This window comes from Microbacterium sp. WHRI 7836 (genome assembly GCF_040223885.2).
Classification (GTDB): domain Bacteria; phylum Actinomycetota; class Actinomycetes; order Actinomycetales; family Microbacteriaceae; genus Microbacterium; species Microbacterium oxydans.
In genome coordinates this window covers 3177720-3195479 of the sequence record NZ_CP168171.1, presented here as the reverse complement: position 1 = coordinate 3195479, position 17760 = coordinate 3177720, and the positions used below count along the sequence as shown (strand labels likewise).

Genomic DNA, 17760 nt, shown 5'->3' with positions numbered 1-17760 from the left:
CACCCTGACTCGACCGCCGAAGCCCACTCACCGGCACCACGCCACGCCTCCGAGCAACGCCGCTCGACCACCGACAGGATCATCCGATGACCGCACCCTCCGAACTCGCCGACCGCCTCGGACTCGCGCCCGGCACGCGGGCCATCATCCTCAATGCGGATGACTTCGGCATGTGCCATGCCGCGAACACCGCCATCGTCGACCTGCTCACGTCCTCGCGCATCGACTCGAGCACCGTGATGGTCCCGTGCTCCTGGTCGCCCGAAGCGCTCGCCTTCGCCGCCTCCCGTCCGGATCTCGACGTCGGTGTGCATCTCGTGCTCACGAGCGAATGGGCGCGCTACCGGTGGCGTCCGCTCACCGGCTCGGACACGAGCCTCGTCGACGCTGCGGGTTTCTTCCCGACCGATGTGCTCTCCGTCGAGCAGAACGCCTCAGACGAGGATGTCGCCGCCGAACTCTCCGCTCAACTGCAGACCGCGCTCGATGCCGGCGTGGATGTGACGCACCTCGACAACCACATGGGGTCGGTCTACGGGCTCGTGACGGGACGGGACTTCCTGCAGCCGGTCTTCGAACTCGCCGCACGGCACGGCCTGCCCTTCCGGCTGCCCCGCAGCATGGACGGCGTGGGCGAGAACCCCGCCCTGCAGGCTCAGCTCGATCGCGCCGCAGCGGCCGCCGACGCGTCCGGCGTCGAGATCATCGATCGCCTCTGGTCGCATCCGTTCGAACTCCTGCGCGAAGGCGCACCCGACGAGGAGACGTATGAGGAGGTGCGAGCCGGTTTCATCGCGCTGCTGCGGGCGGTGCCGGCCGGAGTCACCGAGATCTACCTGCATCCGATGGTCGACGACGACGAGCTCCGCGCGGCCGTCGACTTCAGCGCGAGGAAGCGCGGCTATGAGCTGCGTCTGCTGAGCGACCCGGTCGTGCTGCAGGCCATCGAGGATGAGGCGCTCGTGCGCATCGGCTGGCGCGACCTGCGAGACCTCCAGAGGGGCAGCGCCCGGTGACCTCTCTGCGCGAACGCGTACGGGACCGACGACTGGATGCGGCGCCCACCAGAGTGCAGACGATCGCCTTCGGCGCATCCGGCTTCCCGACGCAACTGATGGCGCAGACCTTCTCGGCCTTCGTCGTCTACTTCTACGTCTCGCACCTCGCGGTCCCGGCGACGGGCGTGGCGATCGCCATGATCGCCCACGGGGTGCTGAACGCCGTGCTGAACCCCGTCGTCGGCACGATCTCCGACCGGCTGCGCACGCCCTGGGGTCGGCGCATCCCGTGGATCGGCCTGGGCATCGTGCCACTCGTCGTCGCCTTCGCGCTGGTCTGGATGCCGCCGGAGCTCCCGGTCACCGGCCTCATCGTCTGGTTCCTCGTCGTCGTGGCCGTCTACGACGTGGCCTTCGTGGTGGTCGTGCTGAACATCTCGGCGCTGTTCCCTGAGATCTTCCGCACCACCGAGGAGCGGGCCCGCGGCAACGTGCCGCGACAGATCTTCGCGATCCTCGGCATGGTGCTCGGCACGGCCGGCGCTCCCGCCCTGTACGGCGCCATCGGCTGGCCGGGAATGGCCATGGTGCTCGGGGCCGTCTGTCTCGTGCTGCTCGTGTGGTCGTTCCTCGGAGGCATGATCGAGCGCCGGACGCCGCAGACATCAGCGGAGTCGTCATCGCCCGACAACCCGGCGGAGGCCATGCGCTGGCGTGATCAGCTGACCTACACCTTCCGTAACCGTGCCTTCGTCCCGTACGTCCTCGGCTCGCTGTTCGTGCAGACGTCGATCGCCGTGATCCTCGCCGCCGTCCCCTTCTACGTACGCTACTCGCTGCACGCGCCGGAGGGAGAGGGCAGTCTGCTGCTCGGGGCGATCTTCGTGACAGCGATCCCCTCGATCGTGTTGTGGAGCGCGGTCGTCCGCCGCACCTCGCCGCGCACGGCCATGCTGTGGAGCGTCGCGGTGTTCGGGACGGCCGTTCTCGGCTATCTCGCCCCCTCGACCGTGCTCGGCGCTGCGCTGGTCGGCGTGGCCGTCGGTGTGGGTGTCGGGGGTCTGCTGCAGCTGCTCGAGGTCATGCTCGCGCAGATCATCGACGATGACGCGACCCGCACCGGGCACCGTCGAGAAGGCGCCTACTTCGGGGTGAACGGATTCGTGGTCCGTGGCTCGGTCGTGCTGCAGGCGATCGTCGCCGCAGTGGTGCTGAACGCTGCCGGGTTCGATGCCACTCTCGGCGACGCACAGCCGGACAGTGTCGACGGAGGCATCCGGCTGATGCTCGCGGTGATCCCGCTCGGGTTCACGGCCGTCGCCTGGCTGTGCTTCTGGGCATACCCGATCCGCGCCCGCGACGTCTGATCGTCAGGGGCGAGCTGCCTGTCGGGCCTCCCAGCCCGTGCGCACCATCTCCTCCACCGAGTACCGCATGGTCCAGTCGAGGTCGCGTGCGGCGAGCTCGCCCGTCGCCACGATGCGGTCGGGGTCTCCGGGGCGCCGGGGGCCGACTTCGGGCGTGAAGTCGATTCCGGTCACGCGGGCGACGGCATCCATGATCTGCTTCACGCTGAGGCCGTCGCCGGAGCCGAGGTTGTATGCCGCTTCGAGGGGCTGGCCGGACGTGAGGCGCTGGGCCGCCGCGACGTGGGCGGCCGCGATGTCGCCGACGTGCACGTAGTCGCGTACGTTCGTCCCGTCTTCCGTGTCGTAGTCGTCGCCGTTGATGCGCGGGGTCTTCCCCGCGATCAGCGCCTCGAACACGATGGGGAACAGGTTGTGCGGGCTGACGTCGTAGACCGTCGGATCGGCGGATCCCACCACGTTGAAGTACCGCAGCGAGGTGTGCCGCAGCGGGCGCTCCGAGTCCGCCGTCGCGATCGCCTGGTCGCGCAGCAGCCACTCGCCGATGAGCTTGGATTCCCCGTAGGGGCTGGCAGGCTTCTTGGCGGTGTCCTCGACGACGAGGGCGACGTCTGGGGTGCCGTACACCGCGGCGGACGAGGAGAAAACGATGTTCGCGACACCGGCGGACTCCATGGCCTCGAGGATCACGCGTGTGCCGTCGACGTTCTGCGCATAGGTGTGCAGGGGGCGCTGCACCGAGACGCCGGCGTACTTGAAGCCGGCGACGTGGATCACCCCTTCGGCGTCATGCTCGCGCAGCGTGCTCTCGACGAGCTCGCGGTCGAGGATGCTGCCCTGCACGAACTCCACGCCTTCGGGCACGAAAGACGGGACACCGCTGGAGAGGTCGTCGAGCACGACAGGCGTGAGCCCCGCGTTCGCAAGCGCACGCACGACGTGGGAGCCGATGTAGCCGGCCCCGCCGGTCACGATCCAGGACATTGCTTCCTCTCCTGCCGCGGATTCGTCGCGGCCCGATGGATCATTCTGTCATGCGTCGCGCCGAGGACCGGCTGAGGGGAGGACCGCGAACAGCAGGGGTTCCACGAACCCGTGCGCCGCGAAGGAATCCCTCACGGCCTCCGAAACCGAGGCGACATCGGACGCTTCGACCAGAGCGATCGCCGCACCGCCGAAACCGCCGCCCGTCATCCGCGCCCCCAGGGCGCCGGCGGCCAGGGCGGTGTCGACGGCCGTGTCGAGCTCGGGGGTCGAGATCTCGAAGTCGTCCCGCATCGATGCGTGCGAGGCGACCAGGAAGTCGCCGATCGCTCGCACGCCCTGCTCGCGCAGCACCCGCACCGTGTCGAGCACCCGCTGGTTCTCGGTCACGATGTGGCGCACGCGGCGGAAGGTCACGTCGTCCATCAGACCCTGCGCCCGCGGCAGGTCGTCCACCGTGACGTCGCGCAGTGCCGGCACACCCAGGAGCGAGGCGCCGAGCTCGCAGGAAGCGCGCCTCTCGCGATAGCCGCCGGTGGAGTGGGCGTGCTTCACGCGCGTGTCGATCACGAGGATCGCGAGGCCCGTCTCGGCGACGGCGAGTGGGACGAGTTCGGCGTCCAACGAGCGGCAGTCGAGGAAGATCGCGGTGTCGGGCCGACCGAGCATCGACGCCATCTGGTCCATGATGCCGGTCGGCGCGCCCACCGCTTCGTTCTCGGCACGGCGCCCGATGCGGGCGAGGTGCGTGCCGTCGAAGCCGGTGTTCCACAGGTCGTTCAGCGCGGAAGCCGTCGCGCCCTCGATCGCGGCGGACGAGGAGAGTCCCGCCCCGACGGGCACGTCGGACGCGATGGTGAGGTCGAATCCTCCGAAGGGCCCGCTCTCCGTCGCGGCCTGTCGCATCGCCCAGGCGACTCCGAGGGGGTACGCGGCCCATTCGGGGACGGCAGGGTGGGCGCCCGCGGGGGTGGGGAAGAGCCGATCCAGATCGTCCAGGTCGACCTCGACCGGCTCCTCGGCGAAGGTGGAGGCGACTCGGACCCGGTCGTCGTCGCGCAGGCCGACGGCGGCCACCGTGCGCTGCGGGATGGCGAACGGCAGCACGAACCCGTCGTTGTAGTCGGTGTGCTCGCCGATGAGGTTCACGCGTCCGGGTGCCGACCAGAATCCGTCCGGCTCGCGGCCGGTGAGGCGCGCGAACAGGGATCCGGCGTCATCGTGTGCGGCGTCGTCGTGTGCGGCGTCGTCGTGTGCGGCGGTCATGCGGAGGCTCCCGGATCGGTCTGGTCGTCTGCTGTGCGCTCGATGGCCTCGCGGAGTCGCGCGGCTCCGACCTCCGGCGGCACCTCTGCCGCCCACGCCCACATCGCGGCCTCCGAGCCGGCGAGGAACTTCAGCTTGTCGGCGGCACGGCGCGGGCTCGTCAGCTGCAGGTGCAGGCGCACGGTGTCGCGGCCCACGTGCACCGGTGCCTGATGCCAGGCGGCGATGTACGGGGTGGGGGAGTCGTAGAGGGCGTCGACGCCGCGCAGCAGACGCAGGTACAGGGGTGCGAGTTCGTCCCGCTCGGCCGCCGAGGTCTCGGCGAAATCCGCCACGTGACGGTGCGGCATCAGGTGCACCTCGAGCGGCCAGCGCGCGGCGAACGGCACGAACGCCGTCCAGTGCTCGCCCCGGAACACGACGCGCTCGGACGCCTGCTCGGAATCCAGGATGCGCTGGAAGAGGTCGGGCGCCGTGCGGTCGATCGACTCCAGCACGCGAGCGGTGCGCGGGGTCACGTACGGGTAGGCGTAGATCTGGCCGTGCGGGTGGGGCAGCGTCACGCCGATCGCCTCGCCGCGGTTCTCGAACGGGAAGATCTGCTCGATGCCGGGCAGCCGGGAGAGCGCGGCCGTGCGGTCGGCCCACGCCTCGATCACGGTGCGCGCGCGGGTGACCGACTGCGTGCCGAAGGAGCCTGCGTGCTCGGGGCTGAAGCAGACGACCTCGCAGCGTCCGACCGAGGTGCGCGTGCGACCGAGGCCCAGGGTGACGAGGTCGTCGAGACCGCGGGGAGCATTCGCAGCCTGCGGTGCGGTGCCCACCGCCTCGGCGAGAGCAGGACCGAATGCGGGGGAGCGGTTCTCGAACACCGCGACGTCGTAGCGGGACGGCACCTCCGACGGATTGCTCGGCGTCTGCGGGGCCAGGGGGTCGGCATCCGAACCCGGCATCATCACGCGGTTCTGCCGGTTCGCGGCCACCGTGATCCAGTCGCCGGTGAGCACGTCGAGGCGCATGGTCGCGGTGTCGGGTCGAGGGTCGAGGGTGCGGGCATCCACGGAGCGCTCCGGTCCGAGTGTCGTCCCCGGGTCGTCGTAGTAGATCAGATCGCGGCCGTCGGCGAGGGTGGTGGCGCGTTTGACGACGCCGGCGCCGAGGGTCTCGGTGCGCGTCTCCGGAAGCTCGGGCGTGTTCACGTAAACATGGTAGGCGCAGCCCCGTGATAACGTCAACACGAGCGAGTCGCGCATCCACCGTGCGCGGGACGGAGGCGGCGGGTGCGAGCACGCGGGAGTGGCGGAGAAGGCGTCGACGTGCCCGGTTCCGACCGCGGGCGTTCGTCCTCCCGCCGGGTGTCGATGGCCATGGTCGCCGAGCGTGCCGGTGTCTCGGGTCAGACGGTCTCCCGTGTCGTCAACGGCAGCCCCCGCGTGGACCCCGATACCAGAGCGCGTGTCGAGACCGCGATGGTCGAGCTCGGATACCGCCCGCACCGCGCGGCCCGCGCCCTGCGCACCGGGCGTTCGCAGACCATCGGACTCGTCGTCACCACGCTCTCGACGGTCGGCAACTCCCGCATGCTCCAGGCGACGGCGGAGGCGGCGGCGGAGCGCGGATACGCCCTCACGCTGGTGACTGCCGCCCGGGGCATCGGTGAGGCGTTCGACCGGCTCGCCGAGCAAGAGGTGGACGGCGCGATCGTCCTGAACGAGGCGTCGGCCCTGGTCTCCGACACCGAGCGCCCGAGCGGGCTCAGGCTCGTGGTCGTCGACGCCCCGACCGAGGCCGGCTTCGCCTCGGTGCACAGCGATCATGCCGGTGGCGCAGCGGCGGCCACGGAACGGCTCCTGGAGCTCGGGCACTCCACGGTCCATCACCTCGCCGGTCCCGCCGACTCCTTCGCCGCCATGGAGCGGGAACGGGGCTGGCGCGAGACCCTCGCCGCTGCCGGCATCGATGCTCCGCCCGTCGTCCGGGGTGACTGGAGCGCCGATTCGGGCCACCGGGCGGCAGCTGCACTGACGGCGGCCACCGCGGTCTTCTCCGCCAACGACCAGATGGCGCTGGGCTTGCTGCGCGCGCTCTCCGACGCGGGGCGCCGGGTGCCGGAGGATGTCAGCGTGATCGGCTTCGACGACGTGCCGGATGCGGCGAACTACCGCCCTCCACTGACCACCATCCGGCAGGACTTCACGGCCCTCGCCCAGTGCGCGGTCTCGTCGTTGATCGACGCCATCGAAGGGGTGTCGAAGGCTCGCGCCGCCTCGGTCGTCGGAACCGAGCTCGTCGAGCGCGCCAGCACGACATCGCGCTGACCGTCACACCCTCCTGATGCGCCTGTTGCAGTTCGCCTCGATGTCGTGCCATGATGCCGGAAAGCGTTTTCCCATCTGGTGGCCGACCAGCAGGTCCGACCACCGGGGAAGCGCACCGACGGCCTCCTGCGACAGAAACGGAACACCATGGCACAGGCGAACACCCGCGAGATCGGGATCATCATGAACGGCGTCTCCGGGCGCATGGGCTACCGGCAGCATCTGGTGCGCTCGATCCTCGCGATCCGCGAGGAGGGCGGCATCGAACTCGCCGACGGCTCCCGCATCACGGTGAAGCCGATCCTGGTCGGACGCAACGAGGCCAAGCTGGCCGAGCTGGCGGCGAAGCACGGCATCGACGACTACACGACCGATCTCGACGCGGCGCTCGCCGACCCGCAGTGGGAGATCTACGCCGACTTCCTCGTGACCAAGGCCCGCGCCTCCGCGATCCGCAAGGCCATCGCCGCAGGGAAGGCGATCTACACGGAGAAGCCCACTGCGGAGTCGCTCGAGGAGGCACTCGAGCTCGCGCGCCTGGCGGACGAGGCGGGCGTCAAGACCGGCGTCGTGCACGACAAGCTGTATCTCCCCGGTCTGCAGAAGCTCAAGCGCCTGATCGACTCCGGATTCTTCGGCCGCATCCTCTCCGTCCGCGGCGAGTTCGGGTACTGGGTGTTCGAGGGCGACTGGCAGCCCGCGCAGCGTCCGAGCTGGAACTACCGCACCGAGGACGGCGGCGGCATCATCACCGACATGTTCCCGCACTGGAACTACGTGCTGGAGAACCTCTTCGGAGAGGTCAAGAGCGTGTACGCGCAGGCCGCCGTGCACATCGCCGACCGCTGGGACGAGAAGGGCGAGCACTACACCGCCACTGCGGAGGACGCTGCGTACGGGATCTTCGAGATCGAGGGCGGCGTGATCGCCGAGATCAACTCCTCCTGGACCGTGCGCGTGAACCGCGACGAGCTCGTCGAGTTCCAGGTCGACGGCACCCACGGATCCGCCGTGGTCGGACTGTTCGGCGCGAAGATCCAGCCGCGCAACGCCACCCCGAAGCCCGTGTGGAACCCCGACCTCGAGGACACGCGCGACTACGACGCCGACTGGCAGGACGTGCCGACCAACGACGTCTTCCTCAACGGTTTCCGCCAGCAGTGGCAGGAGTATCTGGTCTCCTACGTCGAGGGCACCGAATACCCGTTCGACTTGCTCGCCGGTGCACGGGGTGTGCAGTTCGCCGAGGCGGGACTGACCTCCAGCGCCGAGGGTCGCAAGATCGCCCTGTCGCCGCTGACCCTGGGCTGAGGCGCGCATGAGCACTCTGCGCCTCCTCCGCCCCAGCGGTGAGACGTTCGCCGCCGCCCTCAATGACTCGGGCGCATACGCCCGCCCGACGACGCCGCTGCAGAGTCGTGTCGCCTACGCCGCTGCACACGTCGTGCCGAAGGTGCATGCCGACAACACCCCGGGACAGCCCGCCGACATCGACTGGGATTCCACCCTCGCCTTCCGCCGCAACGTGTACTCCTGGGGTCTCGGCGTCGCCGACGCGATGGACACGGCGCAACGGAACATGGGTCTCGATGCCGCAGCCACCCGTGAGCTGATCGCCCGCAGCGCTCAGGTCGCGCGCGAGGAGGGCGGTTCGGTCGTCGTCGGCGTCAACACCGACCACATCGCCGAGACGCACATCCCCCTCGAACAGGTGATCACGGCCTACACCGAGCAGCTGCACTTCACCGAGGAGGAGGGCGCCGGACCCGTGCTGATGGCCTCGCGCCACCTCGCCCGTGTCGCCGCCGACGCCGCCGATTACCGTCGCGTGTATCGGGAGGTGCTCTCGCGCGCGACGACCCCCGTGGTGCTGCACTGGCTGGGTACGGCTTTCGACCCCGAGCTCGCCGGCTACTTCGGTGCGGAGGATTGGCAGACGGCGTCCGAGGTGCTGCTGCAGATCATCGCCGAGAGCCCTGGCAAGGTCGCGGGTGTCAAGATGAGCCTGCTGAACGCCGACTCCGAGATCGCGGTGCGCTCGCGCCTCCCCGAGGGGGTCAGGATGTTCACCGGCGATGACTTCAACTACGTGGACCTGATCGGCGGCGCTGCGGACCGTGCCCACTCCGACGCGCTGCTGGGAGCCTTCGCCGCGATCACCCCTGTCGCGTCCGCGGCGATCCAGGCGTTGGATGCGGGTGACGCTGCGGAGTACCGGCGGGTCCTCGGTCCGACCGAGGCACTGAGCAGGCAGGTGTTCGCGGCGCCCACCTTCTACTACAAGACGGGTGTGGCGTTCCTCTCCTGGTTGAACGGGCACCAGCCCGCGTTCCAGATGGTCGGCGGGCTGCATTCCGCGCGCAACCTGCCGCATCTGAGCCGCATCGTCGAGCTCGCGAACGACTCGCTCGCGCTCGAACAGCCCGACCTCGCCCGCGAGCGGTGGCACAGCATGTTGCGTGTGAACGGAGTGGACGCATGACCCGCGAAGCGCAGACTCCGGATCCGCGACTGTCGATCAATCAGGCGACCATCAAGCACGCCGACCTCGCGACGGCGCTGCGGGTCACGGCCGCCGCCGGCGTACGGTCGATCGGACTCTGGCGTGAGCCCGTGAACGACGTCGGGCTCGACGTCGCGGCGCGGATGCTCCGAGACTCGGGGCTCCGGTTCTCGACGCACTGCCGAGGCGGATTCTTCACGCTGCCGGACGGCCCGGAGAGGCGCGCGGCGCTCGACGACAACCGCCGTGCGATCGAGGAGACGGCGACGCTCGCGGCCGCGGGAGCCGCGGGATCCACCGCTGTGCTGGTGCTCGTCGCCGGGGGGCTGCCCGCGGGATCGCGCGACCTGATCGGAGCGCGCGAGCGCGTGCGCGATGCCATCGGCGTGCTGGCCCCCGAGGCGAAGGCGGCGGGTGTGACGCTCGCGATCGAGCCGCTGCACCCGATGTACGCCTCCGATCGCGCCGTCGTCTCGACGCTCGGTCAGGCGCTCGACATCGCGGGCGACTTCGAGCCCGATGTGGTGGGCGCGGCCGTCGACACGTTCCACATCTGGTGGGATCCGCAGGTGCTCGAGCAGATCGCGCGCGCCGGCCGGGAGGGACGCATCGCCACGTACCAGGTGTGCGACTGGAAGACGCCCCTCGCGGACGATGTGCTGCTCTCACGGCACTACACCGGCGACGGGGTGATCGACTTCGCCTCGCTCACGCGCGCCGTGATCGCGACCGGATACGACCGTGACATCGAGGTCGAGATCTTCAACGTCGACATCTGGGCGGACGCTCCGGATCACGTCGTACGGCGGACTGCCGAGACGTTCGCCGAAGCCGTCTCCCCGTACCTGAGGTGAGGATGTCCGGTCGCCGGCGCCGCGTCGTCCCTCGCGGTGATGCTGAGGCGGGACCGTGGCAAGTAGGATCTGGGTCATGACCAAGCCCGCAACGTCCGCGGAGCGGCCAGCGCGGTCTCCGCGTCATGTGCGAGGGCCCGCCCCCACCCTGCACGACGTCGCACGCGAGGCGGGGGTCTCGCTCGCGACCGCATCGCGCGTGCTGAACGGCTCCAAGCGGAAGGTCGCCGAGTCGTTCCGGGAACGGGTGGAGTCCGCGGCCGGGAAGCTGGGGTACACCGCCAACGTCTCGGCCCAGTCGATCGCGAAGGGCACGTCGCCGGTCATCGCCCTGCTCGTCGCCGACATCGCCGACCCCTATTTCGGACAGATCGCGTCAGGCGTCGCCAGGGGAGCGGACGAGGAGGGGCTGGTCGTGACGATCGCGATCACCGAGAGGGACCAGGCGCGGGAGGCGCGGATCGTGCGCGCTCTGCGCGGGCAGCGGCCCCGAGGCCTGATCCTGGCCGCCTCTCGCACACAGGAGGCCACAGAGGCCGAGACCGCGCACGAGCTCGCGGAGTTCGTGAGGCAGGGCGGCCGCGTCGTGGCGTTCGGACCAGACGGCGAGGGAGAGCGTCACATCGAGATCGACAACCGCTCCGGTGCGGAGGCGTTGGGTCGTCTGATGGCAGATCGCGGATACCGCCGTGCCATCGTTCTCGGCGCGGCGGACGGGGTGCGCACATCGGATGATCGTCTCGTCGGCTTCCGCGCGGGTTTCGAGCAGGCGGGTGGCGTCGTCGAGAGCGTGCATCGTGGCGACTTCCGCCGGGAGTCCGGGGCTGCCGGGATGAGGGCGGCCCTCGACCGCGGAGTGGAGGCCGGCACCCTCGTGTTCGCGATCAGCGACGTGGTGGCGCTCGGGGCGATGTCCGCGATCCGTGACGCGGGGCGCGAGATCGGCACCGACATCGCGGTCTGCGGTTTCGACGATGTCCCCGCGAGCAGCGATGTCTCCCCGGCACTGACGACGGTGCGCGTGCCGTTGAGCGACGTCGGGTACCAGGCCTTCCGCGCGACGGTCGACGTCGAGTGGGTGCAGGCCCCGTTGCCGCTCGAGGTCATCGTGCGTGCCAGCACTCCGATGGTCGGCTCGTGACCAGGGTCGTGCTGGCCCCCGACAGCTTCAAGGGCACGGTCGCCGCGGTGGAGGCGGCCGTCGCGCTCGCGGAGGGCTGGGCATCGGTCGAACCCGAGGCTGAGTTCGTGCATCGACCGATGGCAGACGGTGGTGAGGGGACCGTTGCGGCCTTCGAAGCGGCGGTGCCAGGCGCGGTGCGGATGCCCCTCGCGGTCGACGGGCCTGCCGGGGTGCGGGTCGACACCTTCTGGCTGCTGCTGCCGCCGACGGTCGACGCCCCCGACGGCACAGGTGTGATCGACCTCGCCTCGACCTCGGGCATCGAGCTGCTGCAGGAGCTGCGTCCCTGGGATGCGGATACGACCGGCCTCGGTCAGGCCCTGGCCGCAGCCATCGATCATGGTGTCTCACGCCTCGTCGTCGGCATCGGCTCCAGCGCGTCCACCGATGGAGGCACCGGGATGCTCTCGGCCCTCGGCGCGCGGTTCCTCGATGCCACCGGCGTTCCGGTCGCTCGCGGCGCGCGTGGCCTCGCAGACATCGCGTCCGTCGATCTCACCGGGCTGCGCGCCGCACCCGACGTGCGGGTGCTCACCGACGTCACGAATCCGCTCACCGGCCCGCGCGGTGCGGCCGCGGTGTTCGGCCCCCAGAAGGGGCTGCGATCGGTCGACGACATCGCCATCGTCGACGACGGCCTCGGCCGGCTCGCCGAACTGCTCGCCATCGATCCCGCAGGGCCAGGCTACGGCGCGGCCGGCGGAACCGGAGCAGCCCTCGTCGCGTGGGGTGGCGAGCTCGCTCCCGGTGCCGCGGAGGTGGCCGAGCTCATCGGTCTCGCCGATGCGCTCTCCGATGCCGACGCGATCATCACGGGGGAGGGGTCGTACGACGGCCAGTCCGGAGACGGCAAGGTGCCGTCATTCCTCGCGAACCTCGCGGCCGAGGCCGGAGCCGTGGCGATGCTGGCGGCAGGGCGGGTCACCGCAGACGCCGACACCTCGTCGTTCGCCGATGTCGCGTCTCTCACCGCGCTGGCCGGTTCGTCGGAGGCGGCGCTGGCCGAACCCGTCCGCTGGTTGCGCGCCGCCGGCGCCGTTCTGGCTCGCACCGCCGCAGCTCGCACCGCCTCAGCTCGCACCGCATCTGCCGGCGAACCGTCCTGACCGCCGGCGCGAGACCGACGGTCCGCAGCCGTCAGTCGCCGAGCGCGGCGGAGACCACGGCGCGTGCTTCGGCCTGCACCTCGGCGAGGTGCTCAGGACCGCGCAGGCTCTCCGCATAGAGCTTGTAGACGTCTTCGGTGCCCGAAGGGCGAGCGGCGAACCAGGCGTGCTCGGTCTGCACCTTGAGGCCGCCGATCGCCGCACCGTTGCCAGGGGCGTGCGACAGCTTCGCCGTGATGTCCTCGCCGGCGAGCGCGGTCGCCGTCACCGCCTCGGGAGCGAGCTTGCCGAGGGTCGCCTTCTGCTCCGGGGTCGCCGGAGCGTCGACGCGCTGATACGCCGATGCGCCGAAGGCGGTCTCCAGCTCGTGGTACCGCTCCGAGGGGGTCTTCCCGGTGACGGCGATGATCTCGGCGGCCAGCAGGCACAGCAGGATGCCGTCCTTGTCCGTGGACCAGACCGAGCCGTCCTTGCGGAGGAACGAGGCACCGGCCGACTCCTCCCCGCCGAACGCGACCGAGCCGTCGAGCAGCCCGGGGACGAACCACTTGAATCCGACCGGAACCTCCAGCAGGCGCCGTCCGAGCGACTCGGCGACGCGGTCGATGATCATGGACGAGACCAGCGTCTTGCCGATCGCGGCGTCGCGGGGCCACCCCTCACGGTGCGAGAACAGGTAGTCGATGGCGACCGCGAGGTAGTGGTTCGGGTTCATCAGTCCGGCGTCCGGGGTCACGATCCCGTGCCGGTCGGCGTCGGCGTCGTTCCCGGTGAGGACGTCGTAGGAGCCCTTCTTCGCGACCAGGGATGCCATCGCCGAAGGAGACGACGGATCCATCCGGATCTTCTCGTCCCAGTCGAGCGTCATGAAGCGCCATGTCGGGTCGACCTCGGGGTTCACGACGGTGAGGTCGAGGTCGTGCATCTCGGTGATCAGCGACCAGTACTCGACGGAGGCTCCGCCCAGCGGGTCGGCGCCGATGCTGACGCCGGCGCTGCGGATCGCATCGATGTCGATGATCGACGGCAGATCGCGCACGTAGGCGTCACGGAAGTCGTAGCCGGTGAGGGAATCCCAGTCGATGTCGGCGAAGCGCTCCAGCTTCACGCCCTCGAGCCCCGCGGCGATCAGGGTGTTCGCCCGGTCGGCGATCCAGCTTGTCGCGTCGGTGTCGGCGGGCCCGCCGTGCGGAGGGTTGTACTTGAAGCCGCCGTCGCGCGGAGGGTTGTGCGAGGGGGTGACGACGATGCCGTCGGCGCGACCGGGGTCGTCTGCCGCCTTGCCGCGGTTGTAGGTGAGGATCGCGTGGCTGAGGGCCGGAGTCGGCACCCACGAGTCGCGGGAGTCGACGCGCACGTCGATGCCGTTCGCGAGCAGCACCTCGATCGCGCTGCGCTCGGCGGGGAGCGACAGCGCGTGCGTGTCGCGTCCGAGGAACAGCGGACCGGTGATCCCCTGCGCGTCGCGGTAGTCGACGATCGCCTGCGTCGTGGCGAGGATGTGGTTCTCGTTGAAGCTGTTCGACAGCGACGATCCGCGATGGCCGCTGGTGCCGAACACGACGCGCTCTGCGGCCACCTCCGGGTTCGGCGTGCGGTCGTAGTAGGCGGCGATCAGTTCGTCGACGTCGATCAGGTCACTTTCCTCCGCGGGGAGGCCGGCACGGCTCGTCATCCTCTCAGTCTGCCCCCTGTTCGGCGTGATCGCATCCGGAAGAGGCCCTCTTCCTCTCCCGCCTCGCCGTTCTCGTCGCGATATGACAGCCAGAACCGCCGACGAAGGTGGAATATTGCGACGGGAGGGGAAGTCACGCGGGGGAGCGGCGCCGTCACCGAGGGATAAGGTGAAACCCGTGACTGAACGCCGCACCTACAGCTATCTCGGCCCCGCCGGCACCTTCACGGAGGCGGCGCTCGATCAGGTGGCCGAGGCCCGCGGGCAGGACTGGCGCCCCGTGCACAATGTGGGCGAGGCCCTCGCCGACGTGCTCGAGGGGCGCAGCGACGCCGCGATGATCGCGATCGAGAACTCGATCGAGGGAGGGGTGTCCACCACGCAGGACGCTCTGGCGACCCTCCCCGGTCTGCGCATCATCGGCGAGTACCTGGTGCGGGTGAACTTCGTGCTGGTCGCCCCGCGCGGCACGACGCTCGACCAGGTCGAGGTCATCGCGGCGCATCCCGTCGCCTACGCGCAGTGCCACGGCTGGCTCGGCGCGCACCTGCCGTCGCACTCGCACGTGCCGGCCTCGAGCAACGTCGCCTCCGCGATCGGCGTCCTCGACGGAACGCTGCCCGCTCAGGCCGCCATCGCGGCTCCCGGCATCGTGAACCACTACGACGTCGATGTGTTGGCGGAAGGCATCGGCGACAACGCGCAGGCGGTGACCCGTTTCGTGCTGGTCACCCGCACCACCCGTTCGCCGGAACCGACCGGCGCGGACAAGACGTCCCTGATCGTCGAGCTTCCGCACGACCACCCCGGATCGCTCCTGGAGATGCTCGAGCAGTTCTCCACCCGCGGCATCAACCTGTCGCTCATCGAGTCGCGGCCCATCGGCGATGAGCTGGGTCGCTACCGGTTCGTGATCGACGCCGACGGCCACATCGAGCACGAGCGCATGGCCGATGCGCTGCTCGGCATCCGCCGGTTCAGTCCCCGCGTCGTGTTCCTCGGGTCGTACCCGCGGGCGGACCGTCAGATCGTGCAGTACCCTGACCGCTACTCGGACGACGTGTTCGTCGAGGCGCGTGATTGGCTCCGCGGGATCCTCTCCGGCGAACCGGAGTCCTGACTCTCCCGGTCCGTCAGGCCGTCGAGCCGCTCAGTGCTCCTGGAAGCGCGGCCAGTCGCTCCCCGGCGTCATGTGCGAATGCAGCGCACCCTTCGCCGAGGCGAGGCTCGGGTAGGTGCCCGTCGTCGCGTCGGCCCCGACCATCGTGACCGTGTAGCCGTCCTCGTCGTGGCGGATGCTGCCCACAACGCCGTTGCGTCCGTAGGCCACCCAGAGTGCGAGTGTCTTCGTGGTGCTCATCGTCGAACCCCTCTCTCTGCCGCCGAGGCTACGCCTGCCCGCGGGGGAAGGCCAGGGCTTGACAAGCGGCCATCACTGTCGGCTCAGAGCGCAGCGGCGATGAGCTCCAGAGTCTGCGCTCGTCCGGTCGTGGCGTCCTTCGGCTCGGCGTCGTAGGCACCGGCGACCGGTGAGAGCATGACCTCGTCGACGCCGTGGCGCTCGGCGAAGGCACGCACCTCGGCCGCGACGCTCTCACCCGTGCCGACGAACCAGCGAGAGCGGGCGGCCTGCACGACCTCGTCGGTCGCCGGGTCGGTGACGGCGGACATCGCTTGCTCGACGGTCTCGAGAGCGGCGAGGGGTTGATTGAGCCGCAGGCGCGCCATCATCCGCAGCTGCGGCAGCGCGCGAGCCTCCGCCTCGTCCTGGGTCGGCGCCGCCACCGCGTTCACGGTGAGGAACGTGCGCGGCTCAGGGTGCTCTTCGCTGGGGCGGTACCCGGTGCGGTAGAGATCGAGCGCGCGTTCGAGACCCTGCCCCGAGAAGTGGTTGGCGAAGACGTAGGGCAGCCCGTGGGATGCGGCGAGCTGGGCCGAGTAGTCGCTCGATCCGAGCAGCCAGACCTCGGGGGTTCCGGTGGCGGCCGGAGTGGCGCGCACCGTGTACTCCCCGCCAGAGGTGAAGCGCAGGGCGGCTCCCTCGCCGGAGAGGAGTGCGGCGATGTCCTGCACATGGCGCGGGAACTGCTCCACGTCGCTCGTCGTTCCCGAACCGCGGAGCAGCTGGGTGATGACCGGGTCGCTTCCCGGAGCGCGCCCGAGGCCGAGGTCGATGCGGCCGGGCGCGATCGCCTCGAGTGCCGCGAACTGCTCCGCGACGATGAGCGGCGCGTGGTTGGGCAGCATCACGCCGCCCGAACCGAGCCGCACGCGCGAGGTGCGGGTGGCTGCGGCCGCGATCAGCACCGGGGGAGTGGTCGACGCGACCGACGGCATGTTGTGGTGCTCGGCGAACCAGTAGCGGCGATAGCCGAGGCGGTCGGCGACCTCCGCGAGAGCGAGCGAGGCGGCGACGGCCTCTGCGCTGGTCTGGCCGGTGCGAACCGGGACGAGGTCGAGGACGGAGAGAGCTGTATCGGGCATCCTCGGTTGCAACGCGTCCGCAGGCGCCGTCATTCCCCGTCTTGCCCGGTTCGCCCGGCGGTGTTCAGGGCCCAACGGGGTGGGGGCGACAGTCACGCCGCCCCCACCGTTCGTCAGGCGTTGATCGCCTCGCGTTGATCAGTGGACTCCACCGTGATCTTGCGCGGCTTGGCACGCTCGCTCACCGGGATGATGACGGACAGCACACCGCTCTCGTACGAGGCGCTGATGCCGTCGAGGTCGACACCCTCGCCGAGCGAGAACTGCCGCAGGAAGGAGCCGGATCCGCGTTCACGGGCGAGCCAGCGCACACCGTCACGGGTGTCGGGGGTGCGCTGTGCGCGGATCGTGAGCTGACCGCCGTCGAGATCGACGTCGATCGAGCCGGGGTCGGCCCCGGGAAGGTCGGCGTGGAGCACATACCGGTCTCCGTCGCGGAAGAGGTCCACCGGCATCGGCCGGGGAGCGCGAACGGAGTCCAGCACGCTCGCGGCGAAGCGATCGAGCTGGCTGAAGGGGTCGAAGGTCAGTGCCATGAGGTTCTCCTTTCGTGCTGCCCTGAGGGCGAATCGGTGGTGCAGGAGATCTGCACCATTGCTATAGATTTTTTATACGACAACTCGTGTTAGATTTGCAACTCCGAATCCCGCCGACCTCAGGGGGTGACCGCATGCCGCATCGTGACAGCCGGACGCCGCTCTACGGCATAGCCGTCGCAGCGCAGCTGGTCGAGCTCCCCGAGGCGACGCTCCGCCTGTTCGAGAGCAAGGGCTTGCTCACCCCCGCCCGCAGCGAAGGCGGGACCCGCCGCTACAGCGATGACGACATCGAACGGCTGCGGCGAGCGGCCTCACTGCGCGAAGACGGCGTGAACATCGCCGGGATCGCTCGGATGCTCGACCTGCAGGATGCGAACGACGACCTGCAGGTGCGCAACGAGCAGCTCCGCGAAGCTCTCGATGCTCAGCGCGGGAGAGGCCGCCGCTCCGCCGACTGATCGATGGTGCGACGCGGCCGACCGT

The 17760-nt window shown here is 70.0% G+C and carries 17 protein-coding genes; 10 read left to right on the top strand and 7 right to left on the bottom strand.

The annotated features are described in order from the left end of the window. The first annotated feature begins 86 nt into the window (after positions 1–86). Together ABRP18_RS15480 and ABRP18_RS15475 are read left to right on the top strand one after the other, a co-directional pair. Entirely contained in the window at positions 87–1016 is a 930-nt protein-coding gene (locus ABRP18_RS15480; protein ID WP_058632961.1) for a polysaccharide deacetylase family protein, read from the top strand. Continuing rightward, positions 1013–2365: an MFS transporter gene (locus ABRP18_RS15475; protein WP_349884977.1), complete on the top strand. Its 1353-nt coding sequence runs from the start codon at positions 1013–1015 to the stop codon at positions 2363–2365. The genes ABRP18_RS15480 and ABRP18_RS15475 overlap by 4 nt, the downstream gene beginning before the upstream one ends. Positions 2366–2368: 3 nt before the next feature. Here ABRP18_RS15475 and galE read toward each other — a convergent pair whose 3' ends face one another. From galE to galT, 3 genes are read right to left on the bottom strand one after another with little or no spacing between them, the layout of a single operon-like run. Then, positions 2369–3349: a UDP-glucose 4-epimerase GalE gene (gene galE, locus ABRP18_RS15470; protein WP_349884976.1), complete on the bottom strand. Its 981-nt coding sequence runs from the start codon at positions 3347–3349 to the stop codon at positions 2369–2371. A 48-nt stretch (positions 3350–3397) separates the two neighbouring features. Further along, positions 3398–4615: a galactokinase gene (galK, locus tag ABRP18_RS15465; RefSeq protein ID WP_349884975.1), complete on the bottom strand. Its 1218-nt coding sequence runs from the start codon at positions 4613–4615 to the stop codon at positions 3398–3400. Further along, complete coding sequence (gene galT, locus ABRP18_RS15460) at positions 4612–5814, bottom strand: galactose-1-phosphate uridylyltransferase (RefSeq protein WP_349884974.1); 1203 nt, start codon at positions 5812–5814, stop codon at positions 4612–4614. Before galT ends, galK begins: the two co-directional genes overlap by 4 nt. 162 nt (positions 5815–5976) lie before the next feature. Between galT and ABRP18_RS15455 the strand changes: the two genes are divergently transcribed. The 6 genes from ABRP18_RS15455 to ABRP18_RS15430 all read left to right on the top strand — a co-directional run bounded on the left by ABRP18_RS15455 (position 5977) and on the right by ABRP18_RS15430 (position 12579). Further along, a complete protein-coding gene (locus tag ABRP18_RS15455) occupies positions 5977–6933 on the top strand; it encodes a LacI family DNA-binding transcriptional regulator (protein WP_141368834.1) in 957 nt (318 codons plus the stop codon). A gap of 147 nt (positions 6934–7080) precedes the next feature. Further along, complete coding sequence (locus tag ABRP18_RS15450; protein WP_046747686.1) at positions 7081–8244, top strand: Gfo/Idh/MocA family protein; 1164 nt, start codon at positions 7081–7083, stop codon at positions 8242–8244. A gap of 7 nt (positions 8245–8251) precedes the next feature. Next, on the top strand, positions 8252–9415 hold the full coding sequence (locus ABRP18_RS15445; protein WP_349884973.1) for a dihydrodipicolinate synthase family protein: 1164 nt from the start codon (positions 8252–8254) through the stop codon (positions 9413–9415). Further along, complete coding sequence (locus ABRP18_RS15440) at positions 9412–10290, top strand: sugar phosphate isomerase/epimerase family protein (protein WP_349884972.1); 879 nt, start codon at positions 9412–9414, stop codon at positions 10288–10290. Before ABRP18_RS15445 ends, ABRP18_RS15440 begins: the two co-directional genes overlap by 4 nt. 76 nt (positions 10291–10366) lie before the next feature. Further along, positions 10367–11431 (top strand): LacI family DNA-binding transcriptional regulator, encoded by a 1065-nt coding sequence (locus ABRP18_RS15435; RefSeq protein ID WP_349884971.1) that lies wholly within the window; start codon positions 10367–10369, stop codon positions 11429–11431. Next, positions 11428–12579 carry a glycerate kinase gene (locus ABRP18_RS15430; protein WP_349884970.1) on the top strand — a complete coding sequence of 384 codons (1152 nt, stop codon included), beginning with the start codon at positions 11428–11430 and terminating at the stop codon, positions 12577–12579. Before ABRP18_RS15435 ends, ABRP18_RS15430 begins: the two co-directional genes overlap by 4 nt. Positions 12580–12610: 31 nt before the next feature. On the opposite strand, the gene pgm is transcribed toward ABRP18_RS15430, so the two are convergent. Continuing rightward, on the bottom strand, positions 12611–14254 hold the full coding sequence (gene pgm / locus ABRP18_RS15425; protein WP_349884969.1) for a phosphoglucomutase (alpha-D-glucose-1,6-bisphosphate-dependent): 1644 nt from the start codon (positions 14252–14254) through the stop codon (positions 12611–12613). Between the two features lie 169 nt (positions 14255–14423). Between pgm and pheA the strand changes: the two genes are divergently transcribed. Next, positions 14424–15374: a prephenate dehydratase gene (pheA, locus tag ABRP18_RS15420; protein ID WP_045264466.1), complete on the top strand. Its 951-nt coding sequence runs from the start codon at positions 14424–14426 to the stop codon at positions 15372–15374. A 30-nt stretch (positions 15375–15404) separates the two neighbouring features. Here pheA and ABRP18_RS15415 read toward each other — a convergent pair whose 3' ends face one another. From ABRP18_RS15415 to ABRP18_RS15405, 3 genes are all read right to left on the bottom strand, one after another. Then, on the bottom strand, positions 15405–15614 hold the full coding sequence (locus ABRP18_RS15415; RefSeq protein ID WP_045264467.1) for a hypothetical protein: 210 nt from the start codon (positions 15612–15614) through the stop codon (positions 15405–15407). A gap of 83 nt (positions 15615–15697) precedes the next feature. After that, entirely contained in the window at positions 15698–16738 is a 1041-nt protein-coding gene (locus ABRP18_RS15410; protein ID WP_349884968.1) for an LLM class flavin-dependent oxidoreductase, read from the bottom strand. A 113-nt stretch (positions 16739–16851) separates the two neighbouring features. Continuing rightward, positions 16852–17274, bottom strand: coding sequence for an Hsp20/alpha crystallin family protein (locus ABRP18_RS15405; RefSeq protein ID WP_058632973.1), 423 nt, complete (start codon positions 17272–17274; stop codon positions 16852–16854). A 134-nt stretch (positions 17275–17408) separates the two neighbouring features. Here ABRP18_RS15405 and ABRP18_RS15400 point away from each other — a divergent pair, with 134 nt between their 5' ends. Then, positions 17409–17735 carry a MerR family transcriptional regulator gene (locus ABRP18_RS15400; RefSeq protein WP_046747595.1) on the top strand — a complete coding sequence of 109 codons (327 nt, stop codon included), beginning with the start codon at positions 17409–17411 and terminating at the stop codon, positions 17733–17735. Positions 17736–17760: the final 25 nt, after the last annotated feature.